A 15,227-nucleotide genomic window follows, 5' to 3' on the forward strand; every position below is an offset into this window, starting at 1 on the left:
GTCTTCTAGGCTGGGTACGTGAACAGCCTCGACGCGATCTCCGACTGGCCCGTCGACCACGCCGCCGCCGCGGTACTCACCCGCGGCGGCGGTGTCGTCGCCGGGCACGGCGACCAGTTGCGGCTCTACCGTCTCGCGTCGGTCACCAAGCCGCTCGTCGCCTACGCGGTCCTCGTGGCCGTGGAGGAGGGCGCGCTCGAGCTCGATCAGCCCGCCGGTCCGGAGGGGTCCACCGTCCGCCATCTGCTGGCACACGCGTCGGGACTCGCCTTCGACGAGCGCCGGGCGCAGGCCGAGCCCGGGCGCAAGCGGATCTACTCGAGCGCGGGCTTCGAGATCCTCGCGGAGCTCGTCGCGGGCGAGACCGGCATCCCGTTCCCCGAATACCTCACCCAGGCCGTCTTCGAGCCGCTCGGGATGCGGGAGTCGTCGCTGCCGGGACCAGCCGGGCACGGGGGGCAGTCGTCGCTCGCCGACCTGACGCACTTCGCCGCGGAACTGCTCGCGCCCCGCCTGGTGTCCGCGCAGACTCTCGCGGAGGCCACCCGGGTGCAGTTCCCGGGGCTCGACGGGATCGTGCCCGGATACGGCATGCACAAGCCCAACGACTGGGGGCTCGGGTTCGAGATCCGCGGCCGGAAGAACCCGCACTGGACCGGTTCGGCCAATTCGCCCGAAACGTACGGGCACTTCGGCCAATCCGGTACATTCCTGTGGGTCGATCCCCGCGCGGAGGTCGCGTGTGTCGCGCTGACCGACAGGGCTTTCGGCGACTGGGCCAAGCCGCGGTGGCCGGCCCTCGCGGACGACGTACTCACCGAATTCTCAAATTCCTCATCCGTTCCCTAGCGAAACAGGAGTAACACAGGCAGACTGTCCCCTGTCGCCACGCGCGACCGCTTCGATGTCAGGCCGTTGGGGAAGACGTCCCTCGTCGAAGTGGAGGTGTGTAGTGCGCGCGTCGAACCAGTTCGCGGATGCGACGACCGGGGTGGTCTACATCCACTCGTCGCCTGCTGCGGTCTGCCCGCATATCGAATGGGCACTGGCCGCCACCCTCGATTGCCGTCCGGATCTCACCTGGATCGGTCAACCGGTCGACGTCGGACAACTGCGCACGACTGTGAACTGGGCGGGTCCCGTGGGGACCGCCGCACGCCTCGTCGATGCCCTCCGGGTGTGGCCGATGATCCGCTTCGAGATCACCGAGGACCCCAGCGACGGCGTCGACGGCGAGCGCTACAGCCACGTGCCGGGACTGGGGCTGTGGCGCGGCAACACGAGCGCGAATGGGGACGTCGTGGTCGGAGAGATGCGGCTGCGGGCGCTGCTCGCCGGCGGCAACATCGAGGAGGAACTGACCCGGGTGCTGGGAACGGCCTGGGACGAGGCGCTCGAGCCCTACCGCAGCGGCGGCGAGGGTGCCGAGGTGACCTGGTTGCGCCGGAACGTGGGGTAGGCCGCTGCGCGGCCGGTGCGTCCTTTGGGCTGCTGGGACAACCCGAAGGACGCACCGGCGGCGCAGCCGCCTACAGCGGGATGTTCTTGTGGCGGCCGCGGCGCGCCGGAGCCGCGGCCAGCGCCTGGGCGAGGGTGCTGCGGGTCCTCGCCGGATCGATCAGTTCGTCGACGACGCCGATCGACATCGCCCGGCCCACGCCGCCGGCGATGGCCTCGTGCTCGGCGGCGAGACGGTCGTGCAGTGCCTCCCGCTCCTCCTCCGGCGCCGCGGCCAGGGCCCGCTTGTGCAGGATTCCCACTGCCGCCTTGGCTCCCATTACGGCGACCTCGGCGTCCGGCCAGGCGAACACGGCGGTCGCGCCCAGTGCACGCGAGTTCATCGCGATGTAGGCGCCGCCGTAGATCTTCCGGGTCACCAGCGTCACGCGGGGCACCTCGGACTCGGCGAATGCGTGCAGCAGCTTGGCTCCGCGACGGACCACGCCCTCCCACTCCTGGCTCACGCCGGGCAGGTAGCCGGGCACGTCGACGACGACGACGAGGGGAACGCCGAAGGCGTTGCACAGGCGCACGAAACGCGCGGACTTCTCGGCGCTGACGGAGTCCAGGCAGCCGCCGAGGCGCAGCGGATTGTTCGCGATGACGCCGACCGTGCGGCCGCCGAGCCGGCCGAAGCCGGTGACGACGCTACGGGCCCATCCGGCCTGCAGCTCCTCGAAAGTGGACTCGCCCTCGACGTTGTCGAGCAGCTCGTGCACGATCGGGCGGACATCGTAGGCGCGGCGGGGGGATTCGGGCAGCAGTGCCCGCAGGTCGGTGTCGCCGCGACGGGCGGCGTCGAGGTCGAACTCGCCCTGCTCGGCGAGCATCGACACGAGGCGACGGGCCCGGTGCAGGGCATCGTCCTCGTCGTGGGCGGCGATGTGGGCAACACCGGACTTCTTGGTGTGGGTGTCCGGACCACCGAGGGATTCCATGTCGACCTGCTCGCCGGTGACGCTGCGCACCACGTCGGGGCCGGTGACGAAGATGCGGGCCTCGGGCGCCATGATGACGATGTCGGTGAGTGCCGGGCCGTAGGCGGCGCCGCCCGCCGCGAAGCCGAGAACGACGGAGATCTGGGGGATCCGGCCGGAAGCGCGGACCATGGCCTCGAAGATCAGGCCGACGGCATGGAGGGAGTCGACCCCCTCCGCGAGCCGAGCGCCGCCCGAGTGCCACAGCCCGACGATCGGGACGTCCTGTTCGAGGGCCGTATCGATGGCGTCGACGATGTGCTTGCAGCCGTCCACGCCCATGGCGCCACCCATCACGGTGGCGTCCGAGCAGTACGCGACGGTCCGGACGCCGTCGATGGAACCGATCGCGGCAAGCATGCCGGACTTGTCCCGGGGGTGCAGCAAGCTCAGGGTGCCCGCGTCGAACAACCGCTCGAGCCGCCGGAGCGGATCGCGGGGGTCGACGGCGGCATCGCGCGTCTGAGCAGGTTCCAGGACGGTCATCGCGTTCTCCTCGGGCAAGGCAAGAGCGGGGGATGGGCGCCGGGGGTGGGGGTCCCGTGACGAGACCCCCACCCCGACGGCGAGCGAAGTCCGGTCGGGTCAGGCCCGGCCGAACGCGAGCGCAACGTTGTGCCCACCGAAACCGAACGAGTTGTTCAGCGCGAAATCGATCTGGTCGTAACGGGCTTCGCCCTTCACGACGTCGAGATCGATCTCTGGATCCTGGTTGTCCACGTTGAGCGTGGGCGGGATGACCCCGTCCCGCAGGCTCAGGACCGTCAGGACCGCTTCGAGCGCGCCGACCGCACCGATCGAATGCCCCAGGGCCCCCTTCGGTGCGTACACCGCGGCATGGTTGCCGACCGCGGCATTGATCGCCTTCGCCTCGGCGATGTCGCCGATGGGTGTGGCCGTGGCATGCGCGTTGACGAAGCCGATGTCGGACGGCGACAGGCCGGCGCCACTGATGGCCTTCGTCATGGCACGCGCCGCGCCCGTCCCCTCGGGATCGGGTGCCACGATGTGGAATCCGTCCGAGGTGATGCCCGCCCCGAGCAGGCGGGCGTGGATGGTGGCGCCGCGCGCCTTGGCGTGCTCCTCGGTCTCGAGCACCATCAGCGCGCCGGCCTCGCCGAAGACGAAGCCGTCGCGGTCCTTGTCGAACGGACGCGACGCCCTGCTCGGGTCGTCGTTGCGGGTGCTCAGCGCCCGCATCATGGCGAAGCTGGCGGTGGCGACCGCGTCGAGCTGGCCCTCGACGCCACCGGCGACGACGATGTCGGCATCGCCCAGCGCGATCATCCGGTAGGCGTGGGCGATGGCCTCGTTGCCGGACGAGCAGGCGGACACCGGCGTCAGCACGCCGGCCTTCGCGCCGAGCTCGAGGCCCACCGTCGCCGACGGGCCGTTCGGCATGACCATCTGCACGGCGAACGGAGACACCTTGCGGTAGCCGTCGTTCCGCAGCTTGTCGACGGCGTCGATGAGCGCTTCGCCGCCACCGAGACCGGTGCCGATGACGACACCGAGGCGCTCGCGGTCGACCTCCGGGCTGCCCGCGTTCTCCCACACGGTGCGGCCGAGGTTGAGCGCGAGCCGCTCGACGAAGCTCATCCGGCGGATCTCGACGCGCGAGAGGGTTTCGTCGGGGCTGGTCTTGAGCTTGCCGCCGATGCGAACCGGCAGGTCGAACTCGTCGACGAAGCCGGTCAGCGTGTCGATGCCGCTCTCACCGGCGAGCAGGCCCTTCCACGTGGCATCCACGTCACCAGCGATCGATGTCGTGGCCGCGAGGCTGGTGACGACGACGTTGGGGAATGTCCCGGTGCGGGGAGAGGCGGAAGTCACGGTTGAGCTCACTCGTTGTCGTTCGTGGCCTGGACGCCCTCGGCCTCGAGCTTCTGGATGTAGGTGACGGCGTCACCGACGGTGCGGAGGCCGGCGAGGTCCTCGTCGGGGATCTTCACGCCGTACTTGTCCTCGGTCTGCACGGCGATCTCGACCATGGACAGGGAGTCGATGTCGAGGTCGTCGACGAAGGACTTCTCGACGGTCACCTCGGAGGGCTCGATGCCGGTGACCTCTTCGATGATCTCCGCGAGACCGGCGATGATTTCTTCCTGGGTGGCGGCCACGTTGTGGCTCCCTTCTTCGTTTCGTCTTGCTGATCGGACCGGGTGGCGGATTCCGCCCGGATTCCGGGTGCCCGTCGAGGGCAGGTCCCGTACTGCGCGACGCGCGCGCAGCAAACTAGCCGACTCGGAGCGATTCGGCCAGCGCTGAGATCTCCTCAGGGGTCTTGAGTGCCGTGGTCGGCGTGCCGCGCATCTCCCGCTTGGCGATGCCGACCAGGGTGCCGGCCGGGGGAAGCTCCACGACCGCCGAGACCTCGGCCGCGCGCAGGGTCGCGGTGCACAGGTCCCAGCGCACCGGTCGGGTGACCTGCGCGGCAAGCTTGGTCAGTGCGTCCGCTCCCGACGTGACGGGTGCCCCGTCGGAGTTGGACAGCAGCGTGCGGGTCGGATCGCTGGGCACGATCTTCGCCGCGGCCTCGGCGACCGCTTCCTGGGCCGGGGCCATGAATACGGTGTGGAATGCGCCGGCGACCGGCAGGGGCCGGATCCGGGCCTTCTCCGGAGCGTTCGCCGCGAGTTCCTCGAGTGCCGTGAGGCGACCGGCGGCGACGATCTGGCCGGCCGCGTTGATGTTGGCCGGCGTCAGGTCGAGCTCGGCCAGCCGGGCGAGCACGTCCTCTTCGTTGCCGCCGAGCACGGCCGACATCCCGGTCGGCTCGAGCGCGCACGCCCGGGCCATCTCGGCACCGCGGACGGCGGCGAGCATGACCGCCTCGTCCGCGCTGATGACGCCGGCGATTGCTGCGGCCGCGAGTTCGCCGACCGAATGGCCGGCGACGATCGTGTCGTCCGGGACGAGGTTGCGGGACTCGAGTTCCTCGTAGGCCAGCAGCGCCGTCGCGACGACCAGCGGCTGGGTCACCGCCGTGTCGGTGATCTCCTCGGCGGTCGCGGTGGTGCCGAGGCGTTCGAGGTCGAGGCCCGAGGCCTTCGACCACAGCTGGATGCGATCGCGGGCTCCGGGCTGCTCCAACCAGGAGGCGAGCATGCCGGGTGTCTGGGACCCCTGACCGGGGGCGAGCAGCGAAATCACGATGATCAGAGAACACCCTGGACACGGCCTTGCGAGATGTCGGTAGGGATGAACTCTCGCTTGCTGTTTTGTAGGGTTCCAACAAAACAGCACGTCGGCGTCCACCATCGACGGAACGCCGTCCCCCGTTACGTGCCCGGTTCGCGCAGTGTGAAACGGGAGACTGGTGGGACTGGAGTTCGTAATTCGTTATGACTTCGAGCCAGCCTTCCCACGGTGGCGGCAATCCGCAACACGTAAGCATCACGGGGATTCGTGGGGTCGCGGCCGGTGACTTCTGTGATCCGCTTGAGCCGGTACCGGACGGTATTTGGATGAACAAACAGCTGTCGGGCACAGGTCTCGACAGCACCCCCACAGTCGAGGTATGCGTCGAGGGTGTCGGCCAGCGCCGCACCCGCCTCGGTGAGCGGAGCCACCACGTCGTCCTCGAGCGCGGCGATCGCCCCCGCGTCGCCGAGCAGCGCCCGCTCCGGCAGCAGTTCCGCCGCGTGCACCGGCCGCGGCGCTCCCCGCCACCCGGCCACCGCCTCCATGCCGGCCATCGCCTCGACCGCGGACGCGTGCGCCGACGCGAGGGTGGGCGTGGTGGGACCGATCACCACCGGGTCGTCGGAGAAGCTGCGCATCAGCTCGGAGCGGAACGTCATCGCCTCGATGCTGCCGTGCAGCTCCCCGCTGACCACCATCACGAGCCGCTCGCCCTGCACCACCGCCAGCGCGGCGCGGCCGTGCTGCTGCGCGATCGAGTGCACGGTCGTCACGACCGACACACCCTCGTTCGGCGGGGGAGTGCCGATGATCACGGTGGCCGGCGCCGTCGCATCCCAGTTCAGCGTCGCGGCGCGCGAGAGCATGTCCGAACCGGTGTCGCCGCGGACCACCGCGTCGACGACCAGCGCCTCGAGGCGGGTGTCCCAGGCACCGCGGGACTCGGCCGCGCTGGCGTAGACCGAGGCTGCGGCGAAGCCCAGTTCCCGGCCGTAGCGCAGCGTCGCCTCGGTCAGCGCGACGAGCTGCTGCTCGTTGCGCGCCAGCGCGGGGAGCCACTGCTCGAAGAACTCCATGGCGGCGCGGACCATGTCCACGGTCTGGCGCAGCGTCAGCCGCCGCGCCAGATCCTGCGGGATCACCTGGAACGCGTCCAGGCTGAACCGCAGATCACTGTCGGGGTTGCGCACCCATTCGAGGAAGTCGACGACCGCCGTCTGGATGATCAGCTGCACGTTGGACCGCTGCGACGCGTCGAGATCCGCGAAGAACGGCAACTGCTCCTGCATGGCGTGGACGGCCTCGGTGGACAGCCGCCCGGAGAACTGCTTGACCCGGCGCAGGAGCGCATCGGGCAGGGGATCACGCTCCGGCCGCGCCGGCGGCACCGGACGCCCGGTAGGGACGCCCGGTGCCCGCCTCGGACGCGGCTCTGCGGGTTCTGCGACCATGGGACGAAACTACGCCCGTCGCCCGCGGCGGAGCGGGTCGGATCAGGCCACGCCGGGATCCGAGGTCTGCTCCGGAGCCGCCGCCACGTCGTCGATGCGGTACCGCTGGGCCGCCTCGACCGCCTGCGAGCGATCGATCGCGCCGTCCCGGCCGAGGGCGGCCAGCACCGCGACCACCGTCGACTCCGCGTCGATGTTGAAGTACCGGCGCGCGGCCGGGCGGGTGTCGGAGAACCCGAACCCGTCGGCGCCGAGCGTCGTGTAGTCGCCCGGCACCCACTGCCGGATCTGGTCCGGTACCGCGCGCATCCAGTCCGAGACCGCCACGAACGGACCGGCGGCGTCGGCGAGGACCTTGGCCACGTACGGCGTCGGAGCGTCGGCACCCGGGTCGAGCAGCGCCTGCCGCTCGCACTCGACGCCGTCACGGCGCAGCTCGCCCCACGAGGTCACCGACCACACGTCCGCGGCCACGCCCCATTCGTCGGCGAGCATCTCCTGCGCCCGCAGCGCCTCGGGCATGAGCACACCGGAGGTGAGGATCTGCGCCTTCGGCCCGGCGCCCTCGCCGCGCCGGTACAGGTAGATGCCCTTGAGCAGGCCCTCGACGTCGAGGTTCTCCGGCTCGGCCGGCTGCACGTACGGCTCGTTGTAGAGGGTGATGTAGTAGAAGATGTTCTCGCCGCCGAACCCGTCGACACCCTCCGTGCCGCCGTACATGCGGCGCAGACCGTCCTTGACGATGTGCGCGAGCTCGTAGGAGAACGCAGGATCGTACGACACCACCGCCGGGTTGGTGGACGCCAGCAGCAACGAGTGCCCGTCGGCGTGTTGCAGGCCCTCACCGGTGAGGGTGGTGCGGCCGGCCGTCGCGCCGAGCACGAAACCGCGGGCCATCTGGTCGGCCGCTGCCCACAGCCCGTCGCCGGTGCGCTGGAAGCCGAACATCGAGTAGAAGATGTACAGCGGGATCATCGGCAACCCGTGCGTGGCGTACGAGGTGCCGACGGCGGTGAACGACGCGGTGGAACCGGCCTCGTTGATGCCCTCGTGCAGGATCTGCCCGACGACGCTCTCCTTGTAGGCGAGCATCAGTTCCGCGTCGACCGACGTGTACAGCTGGCCGTTGCGGTTGTAGATCTTCAGCGACGGGAACCACGAGTCCATACCGAAGGTGCGGGCCTCGTCCGGGATGATCGGCACGATGCGCGGACCGATCTGCTTGTCGCGCAGCAGCTCCTTCATGATGCGCACCAGCGCCATGGTGGTGGCCACCTGCTGCTTGCCGGAGCCCTTGCGGATCACCTCGTAGGCCTTGTCGTCGGGCAGCGTCAGCGGGGCCTTGGCGGTGCGGCGCTCGGGCAGGAACCCGCCGAGTGCGCGCCGCCGCTCGAGCATGTACTGGATCTCCGGGGAGTCGTTGCCCGGGTGGTAGTACGGCGGCATCTTCGGATTCGCCTCGAGCTCGGCGTCCGAGATCGGGATGCGCTGCAGGTCGCGGAAGTACTTGAGGTCCTCGAGCGTGAGCTTCTTCATCTGGTGCGTGGCGTTGCGGCCCTCGAAGTGCTTGCCGAGGGTGTACCCCTTGATCGTGTGCGCAAGGATCACCGTCGGCTGGCCCTTGTGCGCCATCGCCGCCGCATACGCCGCGTAGATCTTGCGGTAGTCGTGGCCGCCGCGCTTGAGGTTCCAGATCTCCTGGTCGCTGAGGTTCTTGACCAGTTCCTTGGTACGCGGGTCGCGGCCGAAGAAGTGTTCGCGGACGAAGGCGCCGTCGTTGGCCTTGTAGGTCTGGTAGTCGCCGTCCGGCGTCGCGTTCATCAGGTTGACCAGCGCGCCGTCCTTGTCGGCGTGCAGCAGGGCGTCCCACTCACGACCCCAGACCACCTTGATGACGTTCCAGCCGGCGCCGCGGAAGAACGATTCCAGTTCCTGGATGATCTTGCCGTTGCCGCGGACCGGACCGTCGAGGCGCTGCAGGTTGCAGTTGACCACGAACGTGAGGTTGTCCAGACCCTCGGTCGCCGCGACGTGCGCGAGACCCCGCGACTCCGGCTCGTCCATCTCACCGTCGCCGAGGAACGCCCACACGTGCTGGTCGGAGGTGTCCTTCAGGCCGCGGTCGTTCAGGTAGTGGTTGAACCGCGCCTGGTAGATCGCGTTCATCGGGCCCAGCCCCATCGACACCGTCGGGAACTCCCAGAAGTCGGGCAGCAACCGCGGATGCGGGTAGGACGGCAGGCCGCCGCCCTGGTCGGCGTGGCTGGCCTCCTGGCGGAACCCGTCGAGCTGCTCGGCCGGGATGCGGCCCTCGAGGTAGGCGCGGGCATAGATGCCGGGGGAGGCGTGGCCCTGGATGAAGATCTGGTCGCCGCCGCCGGGATGGTCCTTGCCGCGGAAGAAGTGGTTGAAGCCCACCTCGTACAGCGCCGCGGAGGAAGCGTAGGTGGAGATGTGGCCGCCGACGCCGATGCCGGGGCGCTGCGCGCGGTGCACCATGATCGCGGCGTTCCACCGGATGAAGGCACGGTAGCGACGCTCGACCTCCTCGTCGCCGGGGAACCACGGCTCGTTCTCGGTCGGGATGGTGTTCACGTAGTCGGTCGAGGTCAGTGCCGGGATCGAGACGTGCCGCTCACCGGCGCGCTCGAGCAGGCGCAGCATCAGGTACCGGGCACGCGCAGGACCGGCGGACTCGAGCAGCCCGTCGAAGGACTCGAGCCACTCCGTGGTCTCGGCCGGGTCTATGTCCGGCAGGTAGGAGGCCACGCCCTCGCGGATGACCCGCACGCGGCCGTCGGAGGCCCCGGTGGTGTTCGGCGAGGATCCCGCTTCCGAGGCGCCTTGTGTGGCGGCGCTCGTCGAGGAATCGGGCTCGTGGATCAGGTCTGTCAACGTCTGCTCCTCATCGTGGTGGGGCGCGCAGGTGTGGCGCCCGCTCCGTAGGCCGGCTCTTGTGGGAGCCGACTCATCGACATCTGAACGAGATGCACTGCTCATCTTCCCCCATCGCGCGGTGGGAGGCATCCCCCCGGGTGTGAAGCGGCCGCGAGGCGGGTATCCGGACCGTTCGGCTCCGCGCGGCAGATCGGCGGTGCGGCCCTCCTCGCGGTAACGTCCCCGGAAGAATGTTGTGACTTTCCTTGCGATTCGGCTTGCGTTGAGCCCCCCGAGGATGTTCGCTTTGAAAAATCGCTCGTGACATCCGGTACGCGGCAGGCCCGCGGCCCAACCGAAGGAGGACACCACCGTGGTCGCCGCGGCGGACGCCCAGAACTACGTTCAGAAGCTCGGTATCACCCACGACCAGGTGGTTCAGGAACTCGGTTGGGATGAGGACACGGACGACGACCTGCGGGCCGCCGTCGAGGACACCATCGGATCGGACCTGCTCGACGAGGACTCCGACGAGGTCGTCGACGTGGTGCTCCTCTGGTGGCGCGACAGCGACGGGGACCTCGTCGACGCGCTCATGGATGCGATCGGCCCGCTCGCAGACGAGGGCGTCGTCTGGGTGCTGACCCCGAAGACCGGCCGCGCGGATCACGTCGAGCCCAGCGAGATCGCCGAATCGGCCACGACCGCCGGCCTGACTCAGACCTCGACCGCCAACCTCGGCGACTGGGTGGGCAGCCGGCTGGTGCAGCCGAAGGCCGCCCGCACCAAGCGCTGAGCGCACCGCTCAGTTCACCTCCACCGAAGTAAGGACAACCGACGCGATGGCGATCGAGGTGGGTGCCGAGGCGCCCGATTTCACACTCAAGGACCAGAACAACCAGGAAGTGACCCTGTCGAGTTTCCGCGGGCACAAGAACGTGCTGCTCGTGTTCTACCCGCTGGCGTTCACCGGGGTCTGCCAGGGCGAGCTGTGCGCCGTGCGGGACGACCTGCCGACGTACGAGAACGACGACACCGCGATCATCGCCGTCTCGGTGGGGGCCTCGCCCACGCACAAGATCTGGGCCGCCGAGCAGGGCTACACGTTCCCGCTGCTGTCCGATTTCTGGCCCCACGGCGCCGTCGCCCAGGCCTACGGCGTGTTCAACGAGAAGTTCGGTTTCGCCAACCGCGGCACGTTCGTCGTGGACAAGGACGGCATCATCCGGTTCGCCGAGGAGAATCAGCCCGGCGAACCCCGTGACCAGGGCGCTTGGGTGCGAGCGCTGGCCGCGCTAAAGTCCTGAGGCAAAGTCCGGCGGCGTGAGCCGTCGGATTTGCGGGCGTGTAGCTCAGTGGTAGAGCTCTGGTTTTACACACCAGCGGTCGGGGGTTCGAAACCCTCCGCGCCCACCAGGAAAGTGGCGGTGAGAGACCTGGTCAGCGGCCGGTCCCTCACCGCGCGAGGGGGCTTCTGCCCACCCAACATCCACTGCAGGGCCTTCACGTCTACGCCCGCGGACACGGCCGGGCCGGCTGCGGTGTGCCGGGATCGTGCGGCCTCACCCGGGGTCTTTGGGCTCTGTCGTGGCCGGGCAGGGTTTGCTGTGCTCGTGTTGTGAAGGTGCCGCTGCTCACGTCGTTCGAGGGCTATCGGGCCAACCAGATGGGACGTGACCTGCTGGCTGGTCTGACGGTGTGGGCGGTTCTGGTGCCCGAGGCCCTCGCGTACGCCACGATCGCCGGGGTGTCTCCGGTGATCGGCCTGTATGCCGCGCCCGCGGCGCTGCTCCTCTACGCGCTGTTCGGCAGCTCCCGGCACCTGGTGGTGGGGCCGATGGCGGCCACCGCGGCGCTTTCGGGTGCTGCTGTTGCCAGCATTTCGGGTGACGCCGATGCGGCAGCGCTGACGGCCGGTCTGGCGCTGCTGGTCGGTGCGCTCGGGATTCTCGCGGGGCTGGCGCGTCTGGGGTTTCTGGCTTCCTTCATCTCCGAGCCGGTGCTGAAGGGGTTCATCGTCGGCTTGGCGCTGACGATCATCGTCGGCCAGCTCCCGAAGCTCTTCGGAGTCCCGAGGGGAGAGGGGGACTTCTTCGAAAAAGCCTGGCACCTGGTCACGTCGCTGGGTGGGACGAACGGCTGGACGTTGGCCGTCGGCGCCGGCTCCCTTGCGGTCGTACTGGTCCTGCACAGGGTGTCGCCCCGGCTGCCCGCACCGCTGGTCGCGGTCGTCCTGGGAATCGTCGCCGTCTCGGTCCTCGGCCTCGACGCCAAGGGAGTGGAGATCGTCGGGCGGATCGAAGGCGGGCTACCTCCGCTCGGGCTCCCCAGCCTCCCTGGATCCGACTACGTCGCGCTGCTCGCGTCGGCGGCAGGGATCCTGCTGGTGGCGTTCGCCGAGGGCGTCGGAGCAGCCAAGAACTACGCCGCCAAGGAACACTACGAGATCGATCCGAACCAGGAGCTGCTCGGGGTGGGCACAGCGAACATCGGCGCGGGGCTGTCCTCCGGGATGATCGTCAACGGGTCCCTGTCGAAGACCGCGGTCAACGTCTCGGCTGGGGCGGTGTCGCAGATCTCTGGCATCGTCGTGGCGGCGCTGACGGTGATGACGTTGCTGTTCCTGACCGGTCTGTTCGCGAACCTGCCGGAGGCCACCCTCGCTGCCGTGGTGATCGCGGCCGTCACGAAGCTCGTCGACTTCCGGGCGCTGCGCAAGTACGCGCGTCTGGCGACCCCGAGCCTGCGGCGGATCTACGGCGTCGCGGCGTACGCGGACTTCCTCGCCGCGGCGAGCGCCATGGTGGGTGTGCTGGTCTTCGACATCCTTCCCGGGCTCTTCCTCGGTGTCGCGGTGTCGGTCCTGCTCCTGCTGTTCCGGGCCTCGCGGCCCCACGTCGCCGAGCTGGGCCGCACACCGGACAGAAGCCGCTGGGTCGACCTGCAGCGCCATCCCGACGCGCTCACTGAGCCCGGGATCGTGGTGCTGCGGCCCGAGTCCGGGCTGATCTACGCCAACGCCGACAACGTGGCAGCGGCCGTACGCGGCCATGTCCATGACGACACGCGGGCCGTCGTCCTCGACGCCGCAGCTGTGCCGGGAATCGACATCACCGCCGTCGAGATGCTGGACCGGCTGTATGCCGACCTCGAGCACCACCACATTCGGCTGCTCTTCGCCGGCGAGATCGGCCAGGTGCGCGACCTGCTCAGCGCGACCGGCATCGCCAGTGTCATTACAGACGCACACCCGACCGTCGACGCGGCCGTCACCGCGGCCCGTCGCAACCTCGACCACCCGCCGGACACCGACCAGAAGTCGGCGTGACCTCCCTGACGGCCGGTGGAAAGGCACCGGCCGTCAGGGCGGACCATTCCCGGTCGCTACGCGAGCGGTTCGATGTCGGGCAGTCTCCATGTCTTGTCGAACCACGGTTCCAGCGGACCGTAGAGCCGGACTATCGCGAACCAGCTCTTGCCGGGCAGGGTCTGGATCCAGTTGCGGCTGCCCTCGGGCCGTTCGGGACCGAAGTGGACATCGACTGAGCCGTCCTCGTTCGAGATCATGTCGCGGTCGCTGGCAACGGTGGGCCATTCCTGGTCGGTCTGCAGCATCGACCGGGTCTGGGTGTCGTAGACGACGATCGACCAGAAGTTGTTGACCGGCACGTTCGGCGGGACGTGCAGCCGGTAGGTCCTGCCGCCGTCGAAGGGTGCGCCGGTGGCGTCGACGAACGCCGTGACATACTGCGATCCGGCGCCGACCATCTCCGTCAGGTACGCCGGACTTGATCCGCTCCCTATGAAGCCCAGCGCGGCGGCGGTGTCGAGCATCGCGGCGCCATTGTCCTGGAACTGGTAACCGGCGAAGAGGAAGACCCGCCAGGCGCCGTCCGGGTAGTAGCGTGCCTCGGGCTGGCGGACCCGGTAGAGGAGCGCGCGGGCGGTCGCGTGGCCGACCGCGGCTGCCTCGGTCAGGATTGCGCGCATCCGCTCGTCGGGGTCGAACGGTTTGCCGTGCTGGATGCCGACGGCGGCGAACATCCCCAGCGTGACCGGGTCGGATGACTCCGGCAGCTCGGACTGCACCACCTCGTTGAGCAGCTCCCAGTACTGGTAGTCGGCGGCCGGGATGGTGACCCACGGCTCGAAGGAGACGTTCACGAATCGCATCGGCGGCGGGTCGTCGGCCTGAGCCAGCGGGTAAGCCCGGGTCTTCGCCTTGATCATGTCGGCGGCCGGATGCGGGTCGCCATGCTCGTCGCGGAAACCGCGCGAGACGAGGACCATCCCGTAGCTACGGGACCGCAACACGAAGTAGCCGTCCGGGACCTCGCCGTCGTATGCAGGCGGCAGGAACAGGTACTTGCCACCCTGGCCCTTGTCGGGTCCGGTCGCGCCGATGTCGACGACCCAGCGCCCCCACGAGTCGTCGATCAGGCCGTACACGTCGGGCGGGGCGTGCAGGACGAGGGGTCCGTCGTGGAGGTCGATCCACATGTAGAAGTACACAACGGTCGTGTGCATCGCCGGTCCGACGGTGCACGGGTGGCACAGGTCCTCCCAGAGCGCCATCGTGGTGTTCGCCGGGCCCCAGCGCAGCAGCCCCCGGCGCCACGCGGCCCAAGACACCGGATGCTGCGCCAGCAGGTACGCCTGCACCGCCCGCTGGAAGTCCAGGTTGTCGAACAGTGTCCGGGACGTCTCGTCGTCCGGGACTCCGTCGAAGAACCGCAGCGTGCCCAACCGGGTGCGGACCTCGTCCGGCATCTCGATGCCGGGCGGAATCGGGGTGCTGTTCGCATGTGAGGTCATCGCGTCCTCCTGTGTCGATAGCCCCTGCCGAGATTCTCCGCCGCCGACCCGACGGCTCGCGCCACCCACTCAGGATGCGCCGTCTCTGCCCTCACTGTCTGCCGGATCGACGAGGGAACACGTGACGGCGTGGTACACCCCGTCACGGACTCGAGGCGTTCGCGACCGCCTCGAGGTCGTCGTCGAAGAGCCGACCGAGCTGTCAGTGCGTTCGTTGAGCCAGTCGAGCGCGCTTCGGTGATCTTCACCGAACCGTGTCGATACCCAAACGGGCTCTTCGCAGTTGGCCGCGGCGTCGAAGCCGGCTGCGTACATCAGGCTCTGCCCAGGTGCCCGTGATCGGTTCGCTCGAGTTGGTTCTCGATGATGATGGTGCGGCCGTTGTCGTCCTCCGCCTGGATGTCGAAGCAGAATTCGCCGACAGCGACCTGTGTGGACACGACCGTCAACGGCCTCTCGAGCT

13 protein-coding genes and 1 tRNA gene are annotated in these 15,227 nt (G+C 69.1%); 6 read left to right on the plus strand and 8 right to left on the minus strand.

Going from position 1 to position 15,227, the window contains the following annotated elements; all coding sequences use genetic code 11:
- Positions 1-18: 18 nt before the first annotated feature.
- Both ACWPOB_RS05095 and ACWPOB_RS05100 read left to right on the plus strand, forming a co-directional pair.
- Positions 19-849 (plus strand): serine hydrolase domain-containing protein, encoded by an 831-nt coding sequence (locus ACWPOB_RS05095; RefSeq protein ID WP_100055353.1) that lies wholly within the window; start codon positions 19-21, stop codon positions 847-849.
- A gap of 103 nt (positions 850-952) precedes the next feature.
- Complete coding sequence (locus tag ACWPOB_RS05100; RefSeq protein WP_006947655.1) at positions 953-1,459, plus strand: DUF3145 domain-containing protein; 507 nt, start codon at positions 953-955, stop codon at positions 1,457-1,459.
- A gap of 70 nt (positions 1,460-1,529) precedes the next feature.
- Here the strand turns inward: ACWPOB_RS05100 and ACWPOB_RS05105 are convergent, their stop codons facing one another.
- From ACWPOB_RS05105 to aceE, 6 genes are all read right to left on the minus strand, one after another.
- Entirely contained in the window at positions 1,530-2,963 is a 1,434-nt protein-coding gene (locus ACWPOB_RS05105; RefSeq protein WP_100055354.1) for an acyl-CoA carboxylase subunit beta, read from the minus strand.
- A 99-nt stretch (positions 2,964-3,062) separates the two neighbouring features.
- Positions 3,063-4,310, minus strand: coding sequence for a KasA/KasB family beta-ketoacyl-ACP synthase (locus ACWPOB_RS05110; RefSeq protein WP_455400117.1), 1,248 nt, complete (start codon positions 4,308-4,310; stop codon positions 3,063-3,065).
- 8 nt (positions 4,311-4,318) lie between these two features.
- Positions 4,319-4,597, minus strand: coding sequence for a meromycolate extension acyl carrier protein AcpM (gene acpM, locus ACWPOB_RS05115; protein ID WP_100055356.1), 279 nt, complete (start codon positions 4,595-4,597; stop codon positions 4,319-4,321).
- Positions 4,598-4,712: 115 nt separating this feature from the next.
- Complete coding sequence (locus ACWPOB_RS05120; RefSeq protein WP_455400118.1) at positions 4,713-5,630, minus strand: ACP S-malonyltransferase; 918 nt, start codon at positions 5,628-5,630, stop codon at positions 4,713-4,715.
- A gap of 128 nt (positions 5,631-5,758) precedes the next feature.
- A complete protein-coding gene (locus ACWPOB_RS05125) occupies positions 5,759-7,072 on the minus strand; it encodes a PucR family transcriptional regulator (protein WP_455400119.1) in 1,314 nt (437 codons plus the stop codon).
- A 42-nt stretch (positions 7,073-7,114) separates the two neighbouring features.
- A complete protein-coding gene (gene aceE / locus ACWPOB_RS05130; RefSeq protein ID WP_100055358.1) occupies positions 7,115-9,967 on the minus strand; it encodes a pyruvate dehydrogenase (acetyl-transferring), homodimeric type in 2,853 nt (950 codons plus the stop codon).
- A 355-nt stretch (positions 9,968-10,322) separates the two neighbouring features.
- Here aceE and ACWPOB_RS05135 point away from each other — a divergent pair, with 355 nt between their 5' ends.
- The 4 genes from ACWPOB_RS05135 to ACWPOB_RS05150 all read left to right on the plus strand — a co-directional run bounded on the left by ACWPOB_RS05135 (position 10,323) and on the right by ACWPOB_RS05150 (position 13,277).
- Positions 10,323-10,745: a DUF3052 domain-containing protein gene (locus ACWPOB_RS05135; protein WP_006947669.1), complete on the plus strand. Its 423-nt coding sequence runs from the start codon at positions 10,323-10,325 to the stop codon at positions 10,743-10,745.
- A gap of 46 nt (positions 10,746-10,791) precedes the next feature.
- Entirely contained in the window at positions 10,792-11,256 is a 465-nt protein-coding gene (locus ACWPOB_RS05140) for a peroxiredoxin (protein WP_100055359.1), read from the plus strand.
- Positions 11,257-11,290: 34 nt separating this feature from the next.
- Positions 11,291-11,365 (plus strand) — tRNA-Val (locus ACWPOB_RS05145).
- A gap of 202 nt (positions 11,366-11,567) precedes the next feature.
- Positions 11,568-13,277, plus strand: a complete 1,710-nt coding sequence (locus tag ACWPOB_RS05150) for a SulP family inorganic anion transporter (protein ID WP_100055360.1) — start codon at positions 11,568-11,570, stop codon at positions 13,275-13,277.
- A gap of 56 nt (positions 13,278-13,333) precedes the next feature.
- Here ACWPOB_RS05150 and ACWPOB_RS05155 read toward each other — a convergent pair whose 3' ends face one another.
- Together ACWPOB_RS05155 and ACWPOB_RS05160 are read right to left on the minus strand one after the other, a co-directional pair.
- Positions 13,334-14,764, minus strand: coding sequence for a DUF1254 domain-containing protein (locus tag ACWPOB_RS05155; protein WP_100055361.1), 1,431 nt, complete (start codon positions 14,762-14,764; stop codon positions 13,334-13,336).
- A 314-nt stretch (positions 14,765-15,078) separates the two neighbouring features.
- Complete coding sequence (locus tag ACWPOB_RS05160; protein ID WP_455400120.1) at positions 15,079-15,204, minus strand: hypothetical protein; 126 nt, start codon at positions 15,202-15,204, stop codon at positions 15,079-15,081.
- Positions 15,205-15,227: the final 23 nt, after the last annotated feature.

This window comes from Rhodococcus sp. 2H158, from assembly GCF_053764755.1.